The organism is Paraburkholderia sp. J8-2, from assembly GCF_905220195.1.
GTDB lineage: Bacteria > Pseudomonadota > Gammaproteobacteria > Burkholderiales > Burkholderiaceae > Paraburkholderia.
On the sequence record NZ_CAJMZA010000122.1, the window covers coordinates 1 to 461 of the forward strand.

Here is a 461-nt window from a genome sequence, read left to right on the forward strand (position 1 = left end):
ATCAGGCCATCTTCGAACTTGAGGCTCGAGAGGCGCGCGTATTCGCGCAACGCGTCGACACGCTGCTGCTGAAGCCCGGTCTGCTCGATCGTGTTCTGTGAGCTGACGAGCGCGTTGTTGGTATCGTTGAACGCGCCCAGCACGGTCTGCCTGTAGATCAGTTCTGCCTGGCGCTTTTGTGCCTCGGCCGACTGCACCTGACCACCAATCGCGCCCGCCGTGAAGATCGGCCCGGTCACACCCGCTGCAATCGACCAGAGCGCCGCGGGCCCGGAAAGGAAGTCGCCGAAGGCCGTGCTGACCGAACCGAGCGCACCGGTTAGCGAGATGGTCGGATAGTAAAGCGCCCGCGCGGCGCCGACGTTCGCATTGGCGGCGACCAGATTTTGTTCGGCTTGCAGAATATCGGGCCGCCGCTCGAGCAGACTCGACGGCAGATCGGCCGGAATGACGGGAAGCAC

At 64.0% G+C, this 461-nt stretch carries 1 protein-coding gene; it reads right to left on the bottom strand.

Annotated elements, in window-relative coordinates:
• On the bottom strand, positions 1-461 hold a 461-nt coding region (locus U5A52_RS43090; protein WP_321940510.1), incomplete at both ends, for a TolC family protein.